15 protein-coding genes and 1 pseudogene are annotated in these 11,747 nt (G+C 66.4%); 7 read left to right on the top strand and 9 right to left on the bottom strand.

Annotated features, from left to right (window positions below):
- The first annotated feature begins 270 nt into the window (after nt 1-270).
- Nucleotides 271-912 (top strand): MBL fold metallo-hydrolase, encoded by a 642-nt coding sequence (locus NUU27_RS23370; protein WP_257764704.1) that lies wholly within the window; start codon nt 271-273, stop codon nt 910-912.
- Between the two features lie 357 nt (nt 913-1,269).
- Here NUU27_RS23370 and NUU27_RS23365 read toward each other — a convergent pair whose 3' ends face one another.
- From NUU27_RS23365 to NUU27_RS23345, 5 genes are all read right to left on the bottom strand, one after another.
- Entirely contained in the window at nt 1,270-1,725 is a 456-nt protein-coding gene (locus NUU27_RS23365; protein ID WP_257764703.1) for a BA14K family protein, read from the bottom strand.
- A gap of 367 nt (nt 1,726-2,092) precedes the next feature.
- Nucleotides 2,093-2,308, bottom strand: coding sequence for a cold-shock protein (locus tag NUU27_RS23360; RefSeq protein ID WP_257764702.1), 216 nt, complete (start codon nt 2,306-2,308; stop codon nt 2,093-2,095).
- Between the two features lie 419 nt (nt 2,309-2,727).
- Nucleotides 2,728-2,940, bottom strand: a complete 213-nt coding sequence (locus NUU27_RS23355; protein ID WP_257764701.1) for a cold-shock protein — start codon at nt 2,938-2,940, stop codon at nt 2,728-2,730.
- Nucleotides 2,941-3,133: 193 nt separating this feature from the next.
- On the bottom strand, nt 3,134-3,550 hold the full coding sequence (locus NUU27_RS23350) for a DUF1284 domain-containing protein (RefSeq protein ID WP_257764700.1): 417 nt from the start codon (nt 3,548-3,550) through the stop codon (nt 3,134-3,136).
- Nucleotides 3,547-4,146 carry a biotin transporter BioY gene (locus NUU27_RS23345; protein WP_257764699.1) on the bottom strand — a complete coding sequence of 200 codons (600 nt, stop codon included), beginning with the start codon at nt 4,144-4,146 and terminating at the stop codon, nt 3,547-3,549. Before NUU27_RS23345 ends, NUU27_RS23350 begins: the two co-directional genes overlap by 4 nt.
- Before the next feature lie 311 nt (nt 4,147-4,457).
- On the opposite strand from NUU27_RS23345, the gene NUU27_RS23340 reads away from it, so the two are divergent.
- Nucleotides 4,458-6,029 (top strand): glucan biosynthesis protein, encoded by a 1,572-nt coding sequence (locus NUU27_RS23340; RefSeq protein ID WP_257764698.1) that lies wholly within the window; start codon nt 4,458-4,460, stop codon nt 6,027-6,029.
- Nucleotides 6,030-6,061: 32 nt separating this feature from the next.
- Here the strand turns inward: NUU27_RS23340 and NUU27_RS23335 are convergent, their stop codons facing one another.
- Complete coding sequence (locus NUU27_RS23335) at nt 6,062-6,727, bottom strand: GntR family transcriptional regulator (RefSeq protein WP_257764697.1); 666 nt, start codon at nt 6,725-6,727, stop codon at nt 6,062-6,064.
- A 117-nt stretch (nt 6,728-6,844) separates the two neighbouring features.
- Between NUU27_RS23335 and NUU27_RS23330 the strand changes: the two genes are divergently transcribed.
- Genes NUU27_RS23330 through NUU27_RS23320 form a run of 3 tightly spaced genes read left to right on the top strand, consistent with a single transcriptional unit; the run spans nt 6,845 to nt 8,439 of the window.
- Nucleotides 6,845-7,411: a helix-turn-helix domain-containing protein gene (locus NUU27_RS23330; protein ID WP_257764696.1), complete on the top strand. Its 567-nt coding sequence runs from the start codon at nt 6,845-6,847 to the stop codon at nt 7,409-7,411.
- A 6-nt stretch (nt 7,412-7,417) separates the two neighbouring features.
- A complete protein-coding gene (locus NUU27_RS23325; RefSeq protein WP_257764695.1) occupies nt 7,418-7,990 on the top strand; it encodes a GNAT family N-acetyltransferase in 573 nt (190 codons plus the stop codon).
- Between the two features lie 17 nt (nt 7,991-8,007).
- Nucleotides 8,008-8,439 carry a cyclopropane-fatty-acyl-phospholipid synthase family protein gene (locus NUU27_RS23320; protein WP_257764694.1) on the top strand — a complete coding sequence of 144 codons (432 nt, stop codon included), beginning with the start codon at nt 8,008-8,010 and terminating at the stop codon, nt 8,437-8,439.
- A 2-nt stretch (nt 8,440-8,441) separates the two neighbouring features.
- Here the strand turns inward: NUU27_RS23320 and NUU27_RS23315 are convergent, their stop codons facing one another.
- Nucleotides 8,442-9,248 carry an endonuclease/exonuclease/phosphatase family protein gene (locus tag NUU27_RS23315; RefSeq protein WP_257764705.1) on the bottom strand — a complete coding sequence of 269 codons (807 nt, stop codon included), beginning with the start codon at nt 9,246-9,248 and terminating at the stop codon, nt 8,442-8,444.
- A 123-nt stretch (nt 9,249-9,371) separates the two neighbouring features.
- On the bottom strand, nt 9,372-9,965 hold the full coding sequence (locus NUU27_RS23310) for a DUF2239 family protein (RefSeq protein ID WP_257764693.1): 594 nt from the start codon (nt 9,963-9,965) through the stop codon (nt 9,372-9,374).
- A 148-nt stretch (nt 9,966-10,113) separates the two neighbouring features.
- On the opposite strand from NUU27_RS23310, the gene NUU27_RS23305 reads away from it, so the two are divergent.
- The gene (locus NUU27_RS23305) at nt 10,114-10,632 is read left to right on the top strand and encodes a histidine phosphatase family protein (RefSeq protein ID WP_257764692.1); all 519 of its coding nucleotides are present in this window, start codon (nt 10,114-10,116) and stop codon (nt 10,630-10,632) included.
- Nucleotides 10,633-10,664: 32 nt separating this feature from the next.
- On the opposite strand, the gene NUU27_RS23300 is transcribed toward NUU27_RS23305, so the two are convergent.
- Nucleotides 10,665-11,123 carry an SRPBCC domain-containing protein gene (locus NUU27_RS23300; protein ID WP_257764691.1) on the bottom strand — a complete coding sequence of 153 codons (459 nt, stop codon included), beginning with the start codon at nt 11,121-11,123 and terminating at the stop codon, nt 10,665-10,667.
- Nucleotides 11,124-11,231: 108 nt separating this feature from the next.
- Here NUU27_RS23300 and NUU27_RS23295 point away from each other — a divergent pair.
- Nucleotides 11,232-11,747 (top strand): annotated as a pseudogene (locus NUU27_RS23295) (helix-turn-helix domain-containing protein); the annotation flags it as partial.

The following is an 11,747-nucleotide window of genomic DNA, read 5'->3' as shown; positions in this document are numbered from 1 at the left end:
CCGGGGCCGCCCGCTCTTTGCGTTCGGGCGTTCCTGCGGAAGCCGCCATTTCGCCGCCTGCAGAACCCGCCTCCCTGGTGTAGGCTGGCGGATAAAGGCGGGCTGACGACCGGGAAGGGGCCTCGGGCTCCGTCATCATGCTAGTGGTGCGATCCCAACAGATGGTACCCATCTGTTGGGAAAAATCGCCCCACCAGATCAACAGCTTGTGGGTCGACTTGTCGAAACAGATGGTACCATCTGTTTCGGTCAGACCACTAGGAGAAGCCCATGGGTGCGCTGCGCGCCGGGATCATTCCGGTAACCCCGTTTCAACAGAACTGCACCATCCTGTTCGACGAGAGCGAGAAGCACGGCGTCGTCGTCGATCCGGGCGGCGAGGTCGAGCGCATCCGCGCCGCCGTCGAGGACAACGGCATCCTCGTCGAGGCGATCTGGCTGACGCACGGGCACATCGATCACGCCGGCGGCGCGATGGATCTCAAGGAGGCGCTCGGTGTCGACATCATCGGGCCGCACGAGGCTGACCGCGACCTGCTCTCCAACCTGGAGAATCAGGCCCGCATGTTCGGTCTGCCGGAGGGCGTGCGGAACGCCGTGCCCGACCGGTTCCTCACCGAGGGGGAGACCGTATCCTTCGGCACGCATGTCTTCGAGGTGCTGCATTGTCCCGGCCATGCTCCCGGGCACGTGGTCTTCTTCAACCGCGCTGCGCGCTTCGCCCATGTCGGCGACGTTCTGTTCCACGGCTCCGTCGGCCGCACCGACCTGCCGGGCGGCGATCATGACGCCCTGATCCGCTCCATCAAGGAAAAGCTCCTGCCGCTCGGCGATGATGTCGGCTTCCTCTGCGGCCACGGTCCGGGCGGTCGTTTCGGGGACGAACGGCGCAGCAATCCGTTCCTCGTTTGAGACGCGCTTGCGTTGCCGCTATCAGGCAGCGGTTTATCAATGGCGCATTTGACTAAACATAGTATTGCAATGCCTGGAGCGCTTGATTATGAAATCGGCGTTTATAAAAGTTCTTTGTAGAAGATCTTTATATAACGATGTTGTTTTAAAATATAATTTTTTCTCTGAGCGTTTGTGTCTGTTTTTAAATAGACCAAATGCTCGCATTTTACATCTTCCAGTTTTGGGAAGATTTCCAAAAAATTTGAATCAAGAAAAGGCCGAGCAGGAGCTCGGCCTTCTTTTTGGGGCAGGGGATTTTTTGAAGGGGCAGGCGCCCGTCGCGGTCGAGGCCGCAGGGCGCCTGTCCGTGCCGGCTCAGTTCGCCTGGCAGAAGTGGCGGCGGCCGTCATAGCCCATGAAAGTGCCGCTGTTGGGGTCGAAGCTGCGGTAGCGCGACGAGCAATAGCGATACCAGTCGCGCGTCCAGGGTTCGAGCGAGCCGCGATAATAGGCCGGGCGCGCCGGATAGGCTTCGCGGTAGGTCGGCCGATACTCCCGATAGGCGGGGCGGTATTCCCGGTAGGTCGGGTAATAGGCCGGCTCGGCAGGGCGGTAGGGCGGGTCGATATAGACGCGTCCGCTGCTCGGCGGCGAGGAGAGCAGGCCGCCGACGATGGCGCCCGCGGCCAGGCCGAGTACGCCCGCGGCGACCAGGTCGCCATTGTCGCGATGCCTGTGATACCGGTGGCCGGCGTCCGCCGTGGAGATTGCTGCGAGCGTCGTCGCGGCAACGGCCAGCGAGAGCATGCCCGTCTTAAAAAAGCGTTTCATCACTTTACCTCTTCAACTCGAGCCGCTTCGGGGGCAGCGGCCTGATGCCGGAAATAGGCGATCGTCCATGAATGGCACCTGAACAAGGCAAGGATGCGGCCTCGACCCCGCGCGGGACGGCGGCGGTTTTCGCTACCTGCAACCGCCCAAGGGCGTTGTACGGATCTGTACGTGAATGGCGTGCGAAAGAAGATTGGCGGCTGCCGAAGAGCGATGCATCATCCCGCGACGGGGTCTGTTTCCATCGAAGCGAAGGTAAATGCTTCAATCCGGCCCCGGGAGCCGGGGCCGGTTCGCGGCGTGCGGTTGTCGCCGCCGTATCTTGTAGTTCACGCCGGAGCGCTGCGGGCGCTTCCGGCGGCAGGCGTCACGAGGCGACCGTCAGATTGACGGCTTTCGGCCCCTTGCCGCGCTTGTCCGGCTCGGTCTCGAACGTCACCTTCTGGCCGTCCTCGAGCCCTGGCAGTCCCGATGCCTGGACGGCGGAAATATGAACGAAGACATCCTTCTGGCCATCATCCGGGGTGATGAACCCGTATCCCTTGGCCTGGTTGAAGAACTTAACGGTACCACTCTGCGACATTGGAAGGAGTCCTTTCTCCCTTCAAGCTGGTTTCGGCAGGCCAACCTCTTGGCGGGTTTTGGCCCATGGCGTCATCGGTCGTTTACTGGGGGAGAAGAAACAGTCAGCTTCGCGTCGACCCCGCTGGGACATGTGGTTGTGGCGCATGGTCCGCAACCGCATGTATTCATCACCATCGTCAACGCGACTTCCCGCAGGGATTTCCATCAAGGTCCTCTGTCAGGGCATGCCATTCCAGTCTCCGGGCCGGCAAATGCCCGAATGATCGGGAGCTTCCCCGATTTTTTCCAGCCGGGCAAGCGAAACTTTTGTGAAGGGGACCAACGGCCAGGTCGGCTGCAAATGCAATCCTGGCGGGCAAAGAAAAAGCGCGGCGGAAGACCGCCGCGCTCGAAATGCGCAATCGCCTGTGGGGCGGATCAGGCAGCCGACAGGTTGACGGCCTTCGGACCCTTGCCCATGCGGTCGGGCTCGACGTCGAAGGAAACCTTCTGGCCGTCCGTCAGCGTGGTCATGCCGGAGCGCTCGACTGCGGAGATGTGGACGAACACGTCCTTCGCGCCGTCGTCCGGCGTGATGAAGCCGAAGCCCTTGCTGGAGTTGAAGAATTTAACGGTGCCGGTCTGGGCCATGGGGAACTCCTATTCCCTTAGAGAAGTCGCGTCTGCACAACGTGCGCAGGTTCGCAGCCGTCGAGAGTTTAACAAGGTCGGGGAAAGGGGTCGTCCATCAAACGCGTCCAGTCTCCGGGTTTGCAAGCACCCGAACGTGCCGCATCTATCGCACGAAAGGGAATGTGACACAAGATGGCGGCGTGCCGGTGCTCTACAGCGCGGCGGCGCGGAAACCGTCCCGCGCGATGCTGCTGCAAAAATCGCTCCATTCGCAGCCGAGGCAGGCCTTGCGGGTGCTGCCCTTGGCGAAGGCTGCGCGCAGCCGCTCGAGCAGCGCATCGTCCGGCACCAGGCGGATGCCGGGAGCGATCGGCCTGTCGAGCAGCCGTGCAAGGGCTGTGGCGGCGGCGGCGTCCCGTTCGGCAGGGCCGCGGCGAAGGCAATGCGGCGCCTGCCCGGCGAGCAGGGGCCGGCAGATGTCGTCCGGTCCCTGCACCAGGAGAAGGTCTTCTCCCGCCGCGATGCGCGCCGCCAGCCGGTCGTAATTGGCGGTGAAGGCGGGGCTGTAGCCCCGCCCCGCGTAAGTCAGCATGCACAGGAGATGATGCGCGCGCAGTCGGATCGTCATGCGCGCGGCGTCCGCCGGATGGCCCGCGCCAGCGCCACCAGCGTCGCCGCGCCGAGTGCCGATTTCAGGACGCCGCCGAGGACGAAGGGCGCGACGCCGAGGGCCAGCGCCTTCTGCGGGCCGATCAGCGCGGCGAGCCACGCGCCGCCCATCACCAGGCACAGCGCATTCGCCGCCAGCATTGCGGCGAAGGCGAGGAGAGGGCGCCGCGCGTCCCAGCCGCGTTCGGCCAGAAGGCCGACCATGCCGGCCATGATCGGGAAGGCGGCGAGATAGCCGGCGGTGGGGCCGGCGAAATGGGCAAGGCCGGCAGCGCCGCCCGCCAGCACCGGCAGGCCGAGTGCGGCCTCGCCGAGCCAGGCGAGCACCGTCAGGGTGCCGAGCCTGGCGCCGTAGAGCGCGCCGATCAGCGCCACCGCGAAGGTCTGCATCGTCATCGGCACGGGAACCATCGGCACCTCGATCTGCGAGGAGAGTGCCAGGAACAGCGTCCCGAGCAGCACGGCCCCTGACTTGACGATGGCCGAGCGGCCGCCCAGTTGCAGCAGTCCGGAGCCGTCCGTCGTCACCGGTCGCGTCGCAAGGCTGTGGGTCATCGGAGATCCTCTCTAAATTATAGATAATTTTGATATTTGATCTATTAATGAATCCACATCGCCGGGACGATTGCAAGCCGTGTCGGGGAGGAGTGCAAATTTCGCCGTTTTGTCGCTCGCCGTTCGGCCGCCGCGGCGAGTCCTGCCGCACTACCTCGGCAGCACGTCCGATCAAGCACTGTAACGTTGGCTGCAGAAAGTGATCCGGTTGCGGCGCTTGCCCTGGTTGCGCCCGTTGCGTGTGTGCGGTGCGGCACACTAGGTTCGGCTGGTTTCGCGGGGGACGCGCGAGATCCAATGGAGTTGCATTCATGACCGACAGACCGACGCGGCGCGCTGTCCTGGCCACGGGCCTCGCTGCCGGCGCGTTTTCGCTGTTGCCGGCGATCGGCCGCGCGGCGGCCGAAGGCACCATCGATCTGGGTCCACCGGAACCGTTCTCCTTTGCCGCGGTCAAGCGCATGGCCGAGGAGCTGGCCGGCAGTCACTATGCACCGCAGCCCGTTGCCGGAGAAGATATCCTGGAAGAGATCGACTACGATCTTCACAACCAGATCACCTATCGCCCGGAGCGGACCCTGTGGCGCGACGCGCAGGAGGGGCCGGCCGTGCGCTTCTTCCATCCGGGGCGCTATTTCAAGCAACCGGTCGACATCTGGGTGGTGGAGGATGGCAAGGCCCGTCATCTCGATTTCCGGCAGGACTATTTCGACATGCCGGAGGATCACCCGGCCAGGGATCTGCAGAGCGCCGGCTTCGCGGGTTTCCGCGTCATGAACGGCGACCAGAAGAATGACTGGATGGCCTTTCTCGGCGGCACCTATTTCCGCACCTCGGGGCCGTTCGACCAGTTCGGGCTTTCGGCGCGCGGCATCGTCGTCGATGCCGCCGCGGCGCGCGGGCCCGAGGAGTTTCCGCGGTTCACGCGCTTCTGGCTGGAGCGGGCGAACCATGGCGGCATCATCATCCACGCCCTCATGAACGGGCCGAGCGTGGCAGGTGCCTATCGCATCGAGAGCCGCCGGGACGAGGGCATCGTCCAGGACGTCGAGGCGACGATCATCCTCAGGGAAGATGTCGAGCGCCTCGGCATCGCGCCGCTGACCTCGATGTTCTGGTATGGCGAGAACAATCGCCAGGTGGCCAAGGACTGGCGGCCTGAAATCCACGATTCCGACGGGCTGGAAATCTGGACGGGCGAGGGCGAGCGCATCTGGCGGCCGATCGCCAATCCTCCCAGGACCATGGTCAACGCCTTTGCCGACAACAATCCCCGCGGGTTCGGCCTCATGCAGCGCGACCGCGATTTCGAGAACTACCAGGACGACGGCGTGTTCTACGAGAAGCGGGCGAGCCTCTGGGTCGAGCCGCTGCAGGGGTGGGGCGAAGGGTCGGTCGAGCTCCTGGAAATCCCGACGGACGACGAGATCCACGACAATATCGGCGCGTTCTGGGTTCCGGCCGGCACGCCGCGCGCCGGAGACCGGCACGACATGCACTACCGCCTCCACTGGGTCGCCGACACGCCCGGCCGCGGGTTCGAGACGGCGCGGGTCGTGGCGACGCGTACCGGCCTTGGCGGCGTTCCGGGGCAGCCGCGGCCGCCGGGCGCGACGAAGTTCGCGGTCGATCTCGAAGGCCCGGTGCTCGACGGCCTCGACCGCGACAGCGGTGTCGAGGCGGTGGTCGAGGCAAGTCGCGGCGAGATCGACAACGTCGTGGCCTATCCGGTGGTCGGCACGCAGCGCTGGCGCGCCTTGTTCGACCTCACGGCCAACGGCTCGGAGCCGGTGAACCTGCGCATGTTCCTGCGGCATCGGGGCAATGCGCTGAGCGAGACCTGGGTCTATCAGTTCTTTCCCGGTCTGCTGCGCGACACCTGAGGACGATCGGTCGAAACCCGCCTCGCTCGGTGTTACCCCTCGATGAGAAAGGCCTCGCGGCGTTTGCCGGAGGCCGTCTCGACGGGGCGTTGGCCGATCCAGCGGACATGACGGGCGAGCACGGCGCAGGCGGCGTCCACCTCGCCGCGCCGCAGATGCACAAGGATCGCCCGGTGGTCGCGATCCGTGCGCGTTTCCCAGTTTGAGCGCCAGGCGGAAAAGAGGAAGCGGGCGCTTGCCGCGTGCAGATCGTCGATCGCCGCCAGCAGGCGCGGCATGCCGCACGGCGCCGCCAGAAGCCGGTGGAAGCGGCGGTTCGCCTCTTCCCAGGCGGCAACGTCGCGTGCCCTGTCGCCGGCAATGATCGCCTCTTCCGCCGCGTTGAGGATCGCCGGTGTCAGATGCTCGGCCGCATTGCGCAGCGCCAGCACTTCGAGCGCCGCGCGCATCTCAGCCACCTCGCGCACTTGGCCGAGGTCGAAGGCGGCGACGCGCACGCCGCGGCGCGGCTCACTGACGGCGAGCCCCTGCGCCTCCAGCAGCCGGAAGGCCTCGCGTACGGGCACGTGGCTGGCGCCGAACTCCTCGGCAATGTGGTCCTGCCTCAGTCGCGCACCCGGTTCGAGGGCGCCGGAGACGATGCGCTCGGCAAGGATGCGGCTGATCTGTGCCGCCTTGGTCTCTTTGTGCTCGCTCATGGATTATAGATAATTTCTTTCACTGAGTCTGTCGAGGCGTCCGCAGGGCAGGGCGTTGAAGATGGGCCTATGAAAATGCCGGTTGCCAAAATCCAGTTTTGAGATATTTTCCCACATATGGGAAATCTTGATGAAGCCGCGCTCGACACGCGCATTGCCCAGCGTCTGCGCTCCATGCGGGCGGAGCGAGGCTGGTCTCTGGAAGCGCTGGCGCAGACGAGCGGCGTCAGCCGCGCGACGCTGTCGCGCCTCGAAAACGCCGAGGTGAGCCCGACTGCTGCCGTGCTCGGCAAACTGTGCACCGCCTATGGCATGACGCTGTCGCGGTTGCTCTATCTGGTCGAGGACGAGTATCCGGCCGTGGTCCGGCGCGATGCCCAGAGCCTGTGGGTCGATCCGCAGAGCGGCTTTCGCCGCCGCGCCGTCTCGCCGCCGGCGCCGGCGTTGGCCGGCGAGGTGCTGGAAGGGGCGCTGCCGCCGGGCGCCCGCCTCGCCTATGAGGGGCCGCCGCGTCCCGGGCTCGAACATCACCTGGTTCTCCTCGAGGGCCGCCTGACGATGAGCGTCGGCGGCGCCGAACACAGGCTTTTGCCCGGCGACTGCCTGCGTTACCAGCTTCGCGGGCCGAACAGCTTCTCGACGCCGCCGGACAGCGGTGCCCGCTATCTTCTCTTCGTTGTGTGAGGATGCATGGTCGACAGTTCCGCCCCCATCATCGAAAGCCTGTCGGCCGCCGAGGCCGAACGCCATCTCGAAGCGCTCGGCGCGCTGCTTCATGCCTGCGTGCATGACGGCGCCAGCATCGGTTTCATCCTGCCTTTCTCGACCGCCGAGGCGGAGGCGTTCTGGCGTGACAGGGTCTTTCCGTCGCTGCGTGCCGGCGGCCGCATCCTGCTCGTCGCCTGGGTGGACGGGCGGCCTGCTGGCACGGTGCAACTCGTCACCGAAACGCCGGCCAACCAGCCGCACCGCGCCGAGGCCTCGAAGCTGCTGGTGCATCCGGCATTTCGCCGGCAGGGCATCGCCCGGGCGCTGATGGTGGCGCTCGAAAGCCAAGCCCGCCAGTCGGGGCGGGCGCTCATCACGCTCGACACGCGTACCGGCGACAAGGCCGAGCCGCTCTACGCCTCGCTCGGCTTCGTGACGGCCGGCATCATCCCCGGCTATTGCCGTGATCCCTTCGTCGATCAGCTCGATGCGACGACCGTCATGTACAAGACGCTCACGCCGCCGGCGGGCCGAGTGGAGGCGGCGGCCGGGTAACCGCGAAAGGAGAGCTCATGAGCGAGGATCTATCGGCGCGCCTTGCCGCCATCGTCGAAGCGCTGCCGCTGAGGCCGGGCTTGCGCGTCCTGGAGATCGGCTGCGGGCCGGGCGCGGCGGCGCGCGCCGTGGCGCGGCGGATCGGCGATGGCCACGTGCTTGCCATAGACCGGTCGGCAAAGGCCATCGGCCAGGCCCGCTCCGCCTGTGCCGAGGAGATTCGGGCAGGGCGGCTCAGCCTGCGCCAGGTGGCTGCCGAGGCCTTTGCGCTGGAGGCGGGCGAAGCACCTTTCGACCTTGCCTTTGCCGTGCGGGTCGGTGCGCTCGACGGGCGGCATCCGCAAGCCGGCAAGCTGGCGCTCGACCGCATCGCCGCCGCTCTTCGCCCCGGCGGACGGCTGTTCATCGATGGCGGCGATCCGTTGCGCGAGATCGTGCTTGAGCGTTGAGCTCACCGCATGTCGAGAACCAGAGCCCGGTGGTCGGAGACTTCCGGCTCCGCCACCACCTGGAAATCCACCACATCCACCTGCGGTGTCACCAGCAGGTAGTCGGCGAAGCGCGGCGTTTTCTGGTAATGCGAAGTGCGGGTGTCGGCGTGACCGCGCTCCGTCACCAAATCGCGCAGCCCGAGTTCGCCGAGCGCCTCGAAAGTGATGCTGGAGGGGAGGACATTGAAATCGCCGCACACCACCAGCCGGTCGTCCTTCTGCCGTGTGCGCTCGATCAGGCGGACCAGCGCCTTCGCCTGCGCCGTGCGGGCCGGCGTGTCGTGCTTGCCCGCAGGGTCGCGCAGCCCGTGCATCTGGGCGATCGTCAGCGTTCCGCCGTCCCGCTGATCGACCAGGCGAAGGCAATGGGCGTTGCGCGGCCTCGGATGGGCGCCCCAATCTTCGTCGGAAAAGCGTCCGTGCACGAAATCCAGCGATTGGCCGATGATGGAGAAGGAGCGATGCACCAGCGTGGCGAGCCCGAATTGCGAAGGAAAGCTGGTTCCATCTTCGCCGTGGAGCAGACCACCGGCGGCAGGGGCGAAAATGGCATCGTGCTCCGGAAAAAGGGCGCGGATCTCATCGAACAGGTTGGTGCGCTGGGGAAGGATCGTCTCGCCGTCGCGATAGGTGAGCCACGGGACAGGAACCGCCGGCGTGCGCACCACCTCTTGCAGACAGAGCACGTCGGGGGCGGCGGCTAAAAGATAGGGCATCAGGGCGTCGTAGAGCTTTCCGCCCCACACGTTGAGCGACAATATCCTCAGCGCCATCCTTCGCTCCGATCAAAACCCCGTCCTAGGGGTCTGCAGCTTATCCATGTTGTCCGGCAGCGTGCAGGAGGAGGCGCGGATTTCCACCGAAACCGCGCTGCGCATTTCCGCGAAATGTCAGGCGAACCCTCCTGGCGAAGAAGCCGTTTTGGAGGGCTCGGCGGTGAAGGCGGGGGCCGCCAGGCGTTCCACATGTGCCTTCAGGTCGGCCGGCCAGCCAAGGATGCGGGCATGGAAGGCCCTGGCATCTCCTGCATAGAGCGCGCGCGCGGCTTCCTCATAGCCCGGCTGGTCGCCCAGCATGGCCATCATGAAGCGGTCGGCCGCCGCCTGCGCCTGCCGCATCCGCTCGCGCGGTGCGTTGGCGGTGCGCGCCGCGTCCACCAGCTTGCGCAGCGTCGCCGAGGCGCCGCCCGGTTGCCTTCCGAGCCAGTCCCATTGGCGCGGCAGCAGCGTCACCTCCCGCGCCACCACGCCGAGCCTGGGCCGGCCGGGCGGGCGCGGCGCAGCCGGGGCCGGTGCCAGCCGTGCCGTCACCTCAGCCTGGCTGCCGGTCAGGTTGAAATCGGTCTGGCGCCCCGTCTCGTCGTCGAAGATCAGCACGTCGGCCGCCGGATGCGCGTCGAGCACGGCCTTGGCGGCCAGTGCGACGTCGGCCGCCGCGCCGCTCGCCAGATGTCGTTTGCCATGAAAGGCGGTGTAGGTAGCCATCGTCGTCTCCTGGATCGCTATGGTTTTACCCGGGTGTAATATTCCCGTCAATATACCCGGGTAAAAAAGCTCGAAAAGTCGCTTCTGCCTGGCCTTGCCTCGTCGTCGCGTCGGACGCATCTTGCCCGCGTTTTCCAGGGAGGCGCACGTGAAGGAACTGATTCTGCTCCGCCACGCGAAATCGAGCTGGGACGACCCGGCGCTGGGGGATTTCGAACGGCCGCTTGCGCCGCGCGGCCGGCGTGCTGCGCCTCTCATGGGGCGCGAGATCGCCCGGCGCGGCTGGCAGCCCGACCGGGTGCTGGTGTCGGCCGCTCGCCGTGCCCGGCAGACCTGGCGGCTGGTCGCTGGCGAACTCGGCCTGGAGAGCGAGGCGGCTGCCTATGACGAGGCGCTCTACATGGCTTCTGCAGATCGGCTCCTGGCGGCGGTCCGCAAGACGCCCGAGGCCGCTGCGCGCCTTCTTCTCGTCGGCCACAATCCCGGCCTCGAGGCGCTGGCGGCGGGCCTTGCCGGCCCCGGTTCCGACGAAGCCGCGCTCGACGGCATGGGGCGCAAGTTTCCCACCGCGGCGCTCGCCCACTTCACCTTCGACGGCGCGTGGGCGGATCTCGGCTTCGGCGGCGCGTGTCTGTCGCATTTTCTGAAGCCGAAGGACTTTTCCTGAGGCGCGGACCGGCCGGCCCGCGCCACCACGGCCTATTTCCAGTTGTCGATGCGCACATCATCGGGATGGGGCGCACCCTTTCCAGTTTCGACGAGCCCCTTCAGGCTCATCAGGAACAACGCCCATTTGGTGCTGCAATGATGCATGAATTCGACCGGCTCCCGCCAACCTTCGTGCCTGAAGAGCACGATGGTGTAGTCGTCGTCCTGCCGGAGGTCGAAGCCCACCCTGGTGCCGATCCATTCCTCCGGCCCGTCGATCACCTGCCACAGCACGCGCTTCGAAGGCTCGAGCTCGAGAACCTTCATGTCGAAGCCCGGCCCCGGCTCCGTCGGCGATCCGAAGCGGAACTTGATCACGCCGCCGGTCCGGCTTTCGCCCTTGGTGTCGTAGGTCCACCAGTCGGTCAGTCCCTGGATGGTGGCAAGTGCATTGTATGTGGCGTCCGGGGACGACGATTTGATTCCCACCCTGTGCAAGATGTCGGGCATTTGCGATGCTCCTTCCTGTCCGTTGCGTCACGACCACGCTTGCGTGGTGGCCGTGACCCTAGGGCCGGGGAGGCGAGCGGTGGGAGTGACAATGCTGGCGGGATTTGAATGGACTCGCTGATCACGGCTGCGGCGCGTGCGCTGGCGGCGGGCGATCCCTTCGGCGCGCTGAACCGCGTCGCCTTGCGCGGCGATGCGCCGGCGCTGGCGCTGAGGGGCATCGCCATGGCGCAGCTCGGCGATCTCGCGCGGGCCAAGGCCCTCCTGAAAAGCGCCGGACGCGCCTTTGGCGCGAAGGAGGCCGTCGCCCGTGCGCGCTGCACCGTCGCCGAGGCCGAGATCGCGCTCGTCTCGCGCGACCTCGGCTGGCCGGTGAAGGCGCTGGAGAGGGCGCGGCAGACGCTGCTGGCACGCGGCGACCGCGTCAATGCCGCCTATGCGCTTTATCTGCAGATCCGGCGGCTGCTTCTCATCGGCCGCCTCGAAGAGGCCGAGCACATGCTCCTGGCGCTCGATCCCGCTCCTCTTCCGCCTGCCTTGCATGCCTCCTTCCAGCTCGTCGTGGCGGGGATCGCGCTCCGCCGGCTGCGAACGCGGGAGGCGCGTGCGGCCCTCGCGGAAGCC

Origin of the sequence: Nitratireductor sp. ZSWI3 (assembly GCF_024655565.1) — a bacterium.
In the GTDB taxonomy this organism is placed as follows: Bacteria; Pseudomonadota; Alphaproteobacteria; order Rhizobiales; family Rhizobiaceae; genus Nitratireductor.
Note: the sequence above shows the minus strand (reverse complement) of the source record. Positions and strands in the feature narration are given on the sequence as shown.

Excerpts from the sequence above, each read along its gene's own strand:
- NUU27_RS23350 (WP_257764700.1), bottom strand. The coding sequence starts at position 3,550 with ATGACGATCCGACTGCGCGCGCATCATCTCCTGTGCATGCTGACTTAC.
- NUU27_RS23365 (WP_257764703.1), bottom strand. The coding sequence starts at position 1,725 with ATGAAACGCTTTTTTAAGACGGGCATGCTCTCGCTGGCCGTTGCCGCG.
- NUU27_RS23370 (WP_257764704.1), top strand. The coding sequence starts at position 271 with ATGGGTGCGCTGCGCGCCGGGATCATTCCGGTAACCCCGTTTCAACAG.
- NUU27_RS23335 (WP_257764697.1), bottom strand. The coding sequence starts at position 6,727 with ATGAGCGAGCACAAAGAGACCAAGGCGGCACAGATCAGCCGCATCCTT.
- NUU27_RS23320 (WP_257764694.1), top strand. The coding sequence starts at position 8,008 with ATGAGCGAGGATCTATCGGCGCGCCTTGCCGCCATCGTCGAAGCGCTG.
- NUU27_RS23360 (WP_257764702.1), bottom strand. The coding sequence starts at position 2,308 with ATGTCGCAGAGTGGTACCGTTAAGTTCTTCAACCAGGCCAAGGGATAC.
- NUU27_RS23310 (WP_257764693.1), bottom strand. The coding sequence starts at position 9,965 with ATGGCTACCTACACCGCCTTTCATGGCAAACGACATCTGGCGAGCGGC.
- NUU27_RS23300 (WP_257764691.1), bottom strand. The coding sequence starts at position 11,123 with ATGCCCGACATCTTGCACAGGGTGGGAATCAAATCGTCGTCCCCGGAC.
- NUU27_RS23325 (WP_257764695.1), top strand. The coding sequence starts at position 7,418 with ATGGTCGACAGTTCCGCCCCCATCATCGAAAGCCTGTCGGCCGCCGAG.
- NUU27_RS23340 (WP_257764698.1), top strand. The coding sequence starts at position 4,458 with ATGACCGACAGACCGACGCGGCGCGCTGTCCTGGCCACGGGCCTCGCT.
- NUU27_RS23330 (WP_257764696.1), top strand. The coding sequence starts at position 6,845 with ATGGGAAATCTTGATGAAGCCGCGCTCGACACGCGCATTGCCCAGCGT.
- NUU27_RS23355 (WP_257764701.1), bottom strand. The coding sequence starts at position 2,940 with ATGGCCCAGACCGGCACCGTTAAATTCTTCAACTCCAGCAAGGGCTTC.
- NUU27_RS23345 (WP_257764699.1), bottom strand. The coding sequence starts at position 4,146 with ATGACCCACAGCCTTGCGACGCGACCGGTGACGACGGACGGCTCCGGA.